This window comes from Pseudomonas sp. GM80 (assembly GCF_000282515.1).
Lineage (GTDB): Bacteria > Pseudomonadota > Gammaproteobacteria > Pseudomonadales > Pseudomonadaceae > Aquipseudomonas.
This window is the reverse complement of record NZ_AKJD01000024.1, coordinates 19475-27477: the sequence shown is the minus strand read 5'-3', so window position 1 is coordinate 27477 and position 8003 is coordinate 19475. Positions and strand designations below refer to the sequence as shown.

General features: G+C 58.4%; 11 protein-coding genes. 8 read left to right on the top strand and 3 right to left on the bottom strand.

From position 1 onward, the window contains the following. The 7 genes from PMI37_RS31115 to PMI37_RS03020 all read left to right on the top strand — a co-directional run. Positions 1–141 (top strand): nicotinate-nucleotide--dimethylbenzimidazole phosphoribosyltransferase (locus PMI37_RS31115; RefSeq protein WP_008077909.1); only part of this gene is annotated, 141 nt, incomplete at its 5' end. Continuing rightward, positions 138–713, top strand: a complete 576-nt coding sequence (cobC, locus tag PMI37_RS03040) for an alpha-ribazole phosphatase family protein (protein WP_008077908.1) — start codon at positions 138–140, stop codon at positions 711–713. The genes PMI37_RS31115 and cobC, both read left to right, overlap by 4 nt. A gap of 1 nt (position 714) precedes the next feature. After that, on the top strand, positions 715–1446 hold the full coding sequence (locus PMI37_RS03035; protein ID WP_008077907.1) for an adenosylcobinamide-GDP ribazoletransferase: 732 nt from the start codon (positions 715–717) through the stop codon (positions 1444–1446). Between the two features lie 200 nt (positions 1447–1646). Next, positions 1647–2051, top strand: a complete 405-nt coding sequence (locus PMI37_RS03030; protein WP_007950413.1) for a MarR family winged helix-turn-helix transcriptional regulator — start codon at positions 1647–1649, stop codon at positions 2049–2051. A 53-nt stretch (positions 2052–2104) separates the two neighbouring features. Further along, positions 2105–3313 carry an MFS transporter gene (locus tag PMI37_RS03025; protein ID WP_008077906.1) on the top strand — a complete coding sequence of 403 codons (1209 nt, stop codon included), beginning with the start codon at positions 2105–2107 and terminating at the stop codon, positions 3311–3313. Next, a complete protein-coding gene (locus PMI37_RS32360) occupies positions 3310–3432 on the top strand; it encodes a hypothetical protein (RefSeq protein ID WP_008077905.1) in 123 nt (40 codons plus the stop codon). Before PMI37_RS03025 ends, PMI37_RS32360 begins: the two co-directional genes overlap by 4 nt. Before the next feature lie 54 nt (positions 3433–3486). Then, entirely contained in the window at positions 3487–4047 is a 561-nt protein-coding gene (locus PMI37_RS03020; protein WP_008077904.1) for a glutathione peroxidase, read from the top strand. Between the two features lie 178 nt (positions 4048–4225). Here PMI37_RS03020 and PMI37_RS03015 read toward each other — a convergent pair whose 3' ends face one another. The 3 genes from PMI37_RS03015 to PMI37_RS03005 all read right to left on the bottom strand — a co-directional run bounded on the left by PMI37_RS03015 (position 4226) and on the right by PMI37_RS03005 (position 6627). Then, the gene (locus PMI37_RS03015; RefSeq protein WP_008077903.1) at positions 4226–5497 is read right to left on the bottom strand and encodes an OmpP1/FadL family transporter; all 1272 of its coding nucleotides are present in this window, start codon (positions 5495–5497) and stop codon (positions 4226–4228) included. 146 nt (positions 5498–5643) lie between these two features. Next, entirely contained in the window at positions 5644–6126 is a 483-nt protein-coding gene (locus PMI37_RS03010) for a hypothetical protein (RefSeq protein WP_008077902.1), read from the bottom strand. 276 nt (positions 6127–6402) lie between these two features. After that, positions 6403–6627 (bottom strand): hypothetical protein, encoded by a 225-nt coding sequence (locus PMI37_RS03005; protein ID WP_003214941.1) that lies wholly within the window; start codon positions 6625–6627, stop codon positions 6403–6405. Positions 6628–7590: 963 nt separating this feature from the next. On the opposite strand from PMI37_RS03005, the gene PMI37_RS31105 reads away from it, so the two are divergent. Beyond that, entirely contained in the window at positions 7591–7914 is a 324-nt protein-coding gene (locus PMI37_RS31105) for a hypothetical protein (protein WP_081500489.1), read from the top strand. Positions 7915–8003: the final 89 nt, after the last annotated feature.

The window sequence follows — 8003 nt, the reverse complement described above, 5'->3', positions numbered from 1 at the left end:
GAGCCGTTGCTGGAACTTGGTCTGCGTCTGGGCGAGGGCAGTGGTGCAGCGTTGGCCGTACCGCTGTTGCGTCTGGCCTGCGATCTGCACGGGCAGATGGCGACGTTCGCCGAAGCGGCGGTGGCGGATCGCCCGGCATGACATTGAATCTCGACCTGCTGCGCCACGGTGAGACTGAATTGGGCGGTGGTCTGCGCGGCAGTCTCGACGACGCGCTCACCGAGAAGGGCTGGGCGCAGATGCGTGCAGCGGTGGTTGAGGGCGGGCCGTGGGATCGACTGGTCAGCTCGCCGTTGCAGCGTTGTGCGCGGTTTGCCGCTGAACTCGGTGAGCAATTGAATCTGCCGGTGCAGTTGGACAAGGATCTGCAGGAACTGCATTTCGGTGCGTGGGAAGGGCAGAGCGCGGCAGCGTTGATGGAGACTGACGCTGAGGCGTTGGGACTGTTTTGGGCTGATCCTTACGGCTTTACACCGCCGCAAGGTGAGCCGGTCAGTGATTTTTCTGCGCGAGTGTTGGCGGCGGTATCGCGGTTGCACGCGGCGTATGCCGGGGAGCGGGTTTTGCTGATCAGCCATGGCGGCGTCATGCGTTTGTTACTGGCGCAGGCGCGAGGCTTGCCGCGCGAACAACTGCTCAATGTTGAAGTCGGACATGGCGCAATGTTTGCGCTGACGGTCGAGGCTGACGGTTCACTCAAGGAAGGTCGCTGACATGTTGCCGCTGTGGATCGCCCTGCAATTTCTCAGCAGCCTGCCGATTCGTCTGCCGGGAATGCCTGAGCCGGAACAGCTTGGCCGATCGCTGCTGTTTTATCCGCTGGTGGGCTTGCTGTTTGGCGTGATCCTCTGGGCATTGAATCTGGCGTTGGCCGGTGCGCCGCTCTTGTTGCATGCAGCGCTGTTGTTGACGGCTTGGGTGTTGCTCAGCGGCGCGTTGCACCTCGATGGCCTGGCCGACAGCGCCGATGCTTGGCTCGGTGGCTTTGGTGATCGCGAGCGCACGCTGACGATCATGAAAGATCCGCGCAGCGGGCCGATTGCGGTGGTGACGCTGGTGCTGGTGTTGCTGCTCAAGTTAGCTGCGCTGTTGGCGTTGATCGAGCAGGGGCATGGGGTCGTTTTGATCATTGTGCCGGTGCTTGGGCGGGCGGCGTTGCTCGGGCTGTTTCTGACCACGCCGTATGTGCGGGCGGGTGGGTTGGGGCAGGCGTTGGCGGATCATTTGCCGCGTCGGGCCGGGTGGTGGGTGCTCGTGGTGAGTGCGCTGGCGTGTTTGTTGATCGCCGGGTTTAGCGCAGTTGTTGCGTTGGTCATTTCGATCGCCGTTTTTATCTGGCTGCGGCGAGTGATGATGCGACGGCTGGGCGGGACGACGGGCGATACGGCGGGGGCGTTGCTGGAATTGCTGGAGATGGTGGTGTTGGTTGGTGTGGTTTTGGTCTGAGGGATAATGGGCGAAAGTGCTGGCCCCATCGCTGGCAAGCCAGCTCCCACGGGTCTCAAGGTTGGCTGCAAATTTTGCGTGCGCCCCAAAATCTGTGGGAGCTGGCTTGCCAGCGATAGAGGTATGTCATGCACAGCAAAAGCTCAGGGTAAACTCATCTGTAACTTGATTTAACACAGTCGCGGGTATATACACGCATCATGCTTCCTTCTCAGTGTTTGTGCACCAACCTGCGTCGCGCCGCTCGTGGCGTCAGCAGGCATTACGACGGCGCTCTCGATGGCTTCGGGATCAACGTTGCGCAGTATTCTTTGCTGTGCAACCTGCAACGTCTCGATCAACCGAGCATCTCGGAACTGGCTGAAGCCATGGGCCTGGATCGCAGCACCCTCGGGCGCAATCTGCGCGTTCTCGAAGGTGAAGGATTGGTGGCGCTGGCGGAGGGCGAGGACATGCGTAACCGCATCGTCCGTCTCACCGAAACCGGTGCGCAACGCCTGGCGGCAGCCTTGCCGGCGTGGGAGGCGGCGCAGCAACGGTTGATTGATCGCTTGGGCGCCGAGAAGCGTGAAACCTTGCTCAGATTGCTGGATGAACTGGCCTGAGGCCGGTTTCTTCCAAACTCAAGCGGGTATATACCCGCAAGCGGAGAACAATAATGACATCGATGTGGCGTACGTGCGGTTGGGTGTTGGTCGGTAGTGCGCTGATTCTCGCGTTGTCATTGGGCGTGCGTCACGGCTTCGGCCTGTTTCTGTCGCCGATGAGCGCGCAGTTCGGCTGGGGGCGCGAGGTGTTTGCTTTCGCCATCGCTTTGCAGAATCTGATCTGGGGCCTGGCGCAGCCATTTACCGGCGCGCTGGCTGACCGTTTCGGCGCGGCGAAAGTGGTGCTCGTCGGTGGCGTGCTCTACGCGGCGGGTCTGGTGTGCATGGGTTTGTCGGATTCGGCGGTGACGCTGTCTCTGAGCGCCGGTCTGCTGATCGGTATCGGTCTTTCCGGCACTTCGTTCTCGGTCATCCTCGGCGTCGTCGGGCGTGCCGTGCCGCCAGAAAAACGCAGTATGGGCATGGGCATTGCCAGCGCCGCCGGCTCTTTCGGCCAGTTCGCCATGTTGCCGGGCACGCTGGGCCTGATCGGCTGGCTCGGCTGGTCGGCGGCGTTGTTGGTCTTGGGCTTGCTGGTGGCGCTGATCGTGCCGCTGGTGAGCATGCTCAAGGACAAACCGTTGCCGCTGCTGGGTCATGAGCAAACGCTCTCCGAAGCGTTGCGCGAAGCCTGCTCGCATTCGGGATTCTGGCTGCTGGCGTTCGGCTTTTTCGTCTGCGGTTTTCAGGTGGTGTTTATCGGCGTGCACCTGCCGGCCTATCTGGTCGATCAGCATCTGCCGGCCAGCGTCGGCACCACGGTGCTGGCACTGATCGGGCTGTTCAACATCTTCGGCACTTACACCGCCGGCTGGCTGGGTGGGCGCATGTCGAAACCGCGCTTGCTCACCGCGCTTTACCTGTTGCGCGCGGTGGTTATCGTGCTGTTCCTGTGGCTGCCGGTGACGACCACATCGGCCTACCTGTTCGGCATGGCCATGGGGTTCCTGTGGCTGTCGACGGTGCCGTTGACCAACGGTACGGTGGCGACCTTGTTCGGCGTGCGCAATTTGTCCATGCTCGGTGGCATCGTATTCCTGTTCCATCAGCTCGGCTCGTTCCTCGGCGGCTGGCTGGGCGGGGTGGTGTATGACCGAACCGGGAGTTATGACTTGATCTGGCAAGTGGCGATTCTCTTGAGCCTGCTGGCGGCTGCGCTGAACTGGCCGGTGCGCGAGCGTCCGGTTGCACGCCTGCAAGCTGCTGCGGGCGCGGCATGAGTCGATTCTGGCCGCGTATCGTCATCACCGCACTCGGCGCCGCATTGCTGGCGCTGGTGTGGTGGGGCTGGCATCAGGGTGGCCTGGCGTTGATGCAACTGGGCATGAGCATTTGCTAGAACGTGGCGCGGCGAGTAACGTCGAAGTCTGACGAATGCTCAAGGATGCTCGAGATGCTGATGCGCTGGTGTGCTGTTCCCGCGTTGCTGGTGGCGTTGACTGGCCTGGCCCACGCTGCGGATTGCCCGGAAGTGTTGCAAGGTTCGCTGCCGAAGTTGCGCGCCAAGGAATCCATCGATCTGTGCAAGCAATACGCCGACAAACCGTTGGTGGTGGTCAACACCGCGAGCTTCTGCGGTTTCGCGCCACAGTTCGAAGGCCTTGAGGCGCTGCATAAGCGCTACGAAGGGCAGGGGCTGGAAATGCTCGGCGTGCCTTCCAATGACTTCAAGCAAGAGTCCAAGGACAGCGCCGAGACCGCCAAGGTCTGCTACGCCAACTACGGCGTGACGTTCGCCATGACCGAACCGCAGAAAGTCCGTGGTGACGATGCCACCCATATGTTCCAGGTACTCGCTGCGCAAAGCAGTGCGCCGAAGTGGAATTTCTACAAGTACGTGATTGATCGCCAAGGCAAGGTCATTGCCAATTTCTCCAGCCTGACCAAGCCCGATGATCCGGAGTTTATTGCCGCGATCGAAAAGGCCATCGCCTCGAAACCTTTGAAACCCTGACGCAATCCCTGTAGGAGCTGCGGCACGCTGCGATCTTTTGATCTTAAACGTCAAAATCAAAAGATCGCAGCGTTCCGCAGCTCCTACAGAGTGTTGATCGCGTGCATGAAAAAGCCCCGCTTTCTGCAAAGAGAGCGGGGCTTTTTTGTGGGCGAGGGGTTAGCCTCGCCACGCAGCATCAGAAGCGGTAAGTAGCGCCGACACCGAAACCGTTTGCCGAGTTTTCATACTTGGCGTTGTAGGTCTGGCCACGATCGTTCTGATTGCGGATGTTGACCGACTCTTCTTTCAGGTACGAGTAGGCAACGTCGATGGTCAGGTCTTCGGTCGGGCTCCAGCCAGCACCGATGCTGAAGATCGTCCGGTCGCCAGTTGGAATACGTGGCGAGCGGTCGACGTTGTTGGTCGGCGACTGGTCGAAGGTCAGACCGGTACGCAGTACCCATTCCTTGTTCAGCTGGTACGAAGTACCCACGGCGTAAGCCCAGGAGTCGTGCCAGTTCTGGTCTTCGGTGATCTCGCCGAATTGACCGGCCAGCAGCGGCTGAACGCCCGAGTTCTCGACGGTGATTTTCTTCAGTTGGCTCCAACGGGTGAAGGTCGAACCGGCGTAGACGTTCCACTGATCGTTGATCGCCTGGGTCACCGAGAAGTCCACGGATTCAGGCGTGGTGATTTTCAGCGAAGCGTCGTACTTCTGGTTGGCGCCCAGACCGATTGCGCCCAGCACACCGTAGTTGACCTTGGTGTTGCCTTCGAGCTTGTAGTCGACTTTCGAGTGGTAAGTCAGACCCAGGCGAGTGGTGTCAGTGGCTTGCACCAGCACACCGATGTTGTAGCCCAGTGCAGTGTCGTCACCCTTGATCTTGACCTTGCCGTCCGGTGCTGCCTGGGTAATCGACAGGTTCGATTCCAGGGTGCCGTCGATGCGGTTGATGGTCGGGCCGAAACCGATCGACACGACGTCGTTGAACTTGTAGCTCACGGTTGGCTGGAAGGTGATGACTTGTACTTCGGACTTGCTGCCGAAGTAACGGCCGGCAAAGCCGTTTTCGTAATCGGTGATCAGGCCGAACGGTACGTACACGCCCAGGCCGAATGCCCAATGATCATCGATCGGCTTGACGTAGAAGCCCATAGGTACGGAGGTGAAGGGCACCATGTCGCCTTTGTTGCTGCCGCCGTTAGGGCTGGAGCTGGCGTCGCTGATATCGGTTTTTGCGTCGAGGAATGCAACACCGCCAGTGACTTGTTCACGCGTGATGCGCGACATGCCGGCAGGGTTGCCATAAACAGTGCTTGCGTCGTCGGCAGAAGAGGATCGCCCAGCGTAACCAGTGCCCATCCCGCTGATACTGTGTTCGTTGATGGCAAAGCCAGCTGCGAAGATCTGGGTGGATGCCATGGTAACGGCGAGGCTAAGGGTGGTTTTGAGCATTACTTTTTTCATTATTAGAACTCCTGGTGATCACCGGGGCGAAAATTACCAAGATTTTCGTCCCAGCGCTATAGTCCGTAAGCCTTGAGTTAGAGCGGTTTTGTAGGACAATCCGACCAGATTCGCGACCTGTTGGCAGATCTTGTGAAACCGACGGGTCAGCAAGCGACCTGATTCAGCGGTGAAACACAGGTTTGCCAGGCGCAAGTGAAGTCACGCAGACGACCTTGGGGTTGGAAGGTCTGACGCCAGATACGCGCCATCCCGAGCAAATCATCCGGGTCGGGGAGGGTGGGGTTTTGTTCTTCTACCAGCAGCCAGGCGATGGCGGTGGCGTAACGCAGGTTGACGGTCAGTTCCAGGTGCGGGCCGCTCAAAAACGCATGTTGGCTGGCGAGGCCGCGCACCAGGCTGGCACGTTCGGGATCGAGGGCCAGATAGTCATCCCAGAGTGCCTGATGGCGATGCTCGGCAATGCGGTAGAGGCCGTGGCCACGGCGGTCATGCAGGGCAGACCCGAGGGCGGATTGGCTGGCGGCGATACCCAGCAGCAGGGATTCGGCGGTTGCGCAGTGACGTCCCAGATAAATCAACGTAGGACGGATCACGTAGCGACACAGTTCGCTGGCAGCGATACCCATAAAATCCTCGGATCTTGTTGTTGGGCGGCGATGCCTGAAGGGGGCCTTGGCAGCGGTGGATCGACTCAGGCTCGCCGAAAGCGGATCAAGCCGCTTGAGTTGAAGTGTAGTGTCATATTCACAACGTAAAGGCCTGTTTTTAAAATATTTCCGGCTTCGAGTTATAACCGTTATATCAGAAGGTGCTTAAGCGCTAACGGGCCAAAAGTGAAACATCAGGCAATAAAAAGCCCCGCAATTTAAGCGGGGCTTTTGCTTTTGCAGCCTTTTCGGCTTTCAGGCAACCAGTGCCTGACGGGTACGATCGATCACGGCCTGCAGCGGTTCTGCGCTGGAGTATTGATCGGGGTACAGACGCTCGCTGTGGCGGGCGATACCGTGTTCATTGACCAAAGTGAAGCTGAAGCAGCCTTTGCGAGCGGCCATGATCAGGCAGTTCATTGGAGCAAAAGCGTTGGTTAGGGTGCGAATGGCATCCTGAGTATGGATTTGAGTAGACATAGTTATTAGGTGTTCCTACAAATGACACGGATAAGAACCGTGCAACGTTAAAACGTTCCAGTGACGACGACCACCATTGGTCGAACGAAGAACCCGACTGGAACAAAGCAGCCAGTTTGAAGCGCTGATAAGTTGGCGCGCTTGGGCTGGCAGGTAGGTACTTAGGAGGGCAGGCAACACATCAAGGGCAAAGGTTCTGGGCCCGGGGTGAAGATCCTGATCAATTTGCAGGTTGGTTCGGTCAGAGTAAGTGGTCTTCGCAACACCCTTTGCATCATTCAAAGGCAGTGTCGTCGCAAGATTTACCTGGAAACCATCGAGGGGTCGCTCCCGCTTGTTCGGTAGGGGCTTCTTGGAAGAAGGCTGACCGTGGGGATGTGTTCGACCGGAATTGACTTTCAGCTTGGTACTAACGCCGCGGATAGTAACGGATCGAAATACACAAAGCAAACCCTGACTGAAAAAACATTCCATGAAGGGTAAACCCCTGTTTTCGTCAGTAACGGCTCGCCCCGTCCTGGCTCATTTTCTTGACCGTCGGTCGGTGCAGAAAATGTCATGAAGCCACGTCGCAGACCGGTTTATCCCCAGACTGACCGTCAAAATGACCCGAAAAAGCGCATCGATATAACCGGGTAACAGGTACTTGTGCACATTAGTTGCGCGAGCTGTAACGATACTGTCATACCAATCCTGACCCCGATGGCTGCCTGCATCGAAAGTTTAAGTCAATGAAAAACATCGCTTTTTTTTGTTGGTGAAAAAATCGTCAGTTTGACTGCGAGCCCCATTCCACAAGGCTTTGCGAGGGTTGAAGGGCGGTTGTCCACTGAGTTATCCACAGCTTCTGTGGATTGTCCCGAGCGCTTGCTCTAGCACGGGCGTGCCGGGTTGTTTTTCGACTTTACCTGTAAGAAAAAGAGAGTAGAGTGGCGCGCCTTCCGATCTGTCCCACAGTGCTTTATGAAGTTTCGCTCAGCATCAGACTCTGTTACCTCACAACACTCGCCTGTTACCCCACCCAAGCGCTTTTCCGTGCGTGTAGCTGAATGGCTGCTCGATAGCCCGCGCTTGAGTGACAGCCATAATGCCAAGCACCTCGCCGGACGCTTGCTCAAGCAACCGGCACGCGAAGGCGTGGTCGTTGCGCAAAGCCGTCTCGGCCAACTGATGTGCCGTGAGTGCGGCAATGCCCGGGACCGGCGCATCGGTCACGATCTTTTGCGCCAGGCGGCCCGTGCGGGCGACGTGCGGGCGCAACAAGAGCTGGGTCTGATTGAAGACTGAGCTGTCCATGCTCTGAAGCCTTGGTTAACTTTCAGACTTCATCGGATCGGCCGGAATCGCTATGGCTTTGGACCAGGGCGCGGCAATCT

Bases quoted from the DNA above. Each gene is read 5' to 3' on its own strand.
- cobC (WP_008077908.1), top strand. From the start codon at position 138: ATGACATTGAATCTCGACCTGCTGCGCCACGGTGAGACTGAATTGGGC.
- PMI37_RS03035 (WP_008077907.1), top strand. From the start codon at position 715: ATGTTGCCGCTGTGGATCGCCCTGCAATTTCTCAGCAGCCTGCCGATT.
- PMI37_RS03030 (WP_007950413.1), top strand. From the start codon at position 1,647: ATGCTTCCTTCTCAGTGTTTGTGCACCAACCTGCGTCGCGCCGCTCGT.
- PMI37_RS03025 (WP_008077906.1), top strand. From the start codon at position 2,105: ATGACATCGATGTGGCGTACGTGCGGTTGGGTGTTGGTCGGTAGTGCG.
- PMI37_RS32360 (WP_008077905.1), top strand. From the start codon at position 3,310: ATGAGTCGATTCTGGCCGCGTATCGTCATCACCGCACTCGGCGCCGCA.
- PMI37_RS03020 (WP_008077904.1), top strand. From the start codon at position 3,487: ATGCTGATGCGCTGGTGTGCTGTTCCCGCGTTGCTGGTGGCGTTGACT.
- PMI37_RS03015 (WP_008077903.1), bottom strand. From the start codon at position 5,497: ATGAAAAAAGTAATGCTCAAAACCACCCTTAGCCTCGCCGTTACCATG.
- PMI37_RS03010 (WP_008077902.1), bottom strand. From the start codon at position 6,126: ATGGGTATCGCTGCCAGCGAACTGTGTCGCTACGTGATCCGTCCTACG.
- PMI37_RS03005 (WP_003214941.1), bottom strand. From the start codon at position 6,627: ATGTCTACTCAAATCCATACTCAGGATGCCATTCGCACCCTAACCAAC.
- PMI37_RS31105 (WP_081500489.1), top strand. From the start codon at position 7,591: ATGAAGTTTCGCTCAGCATCAGACTCTGTTACCTCACAACACTCGCCT.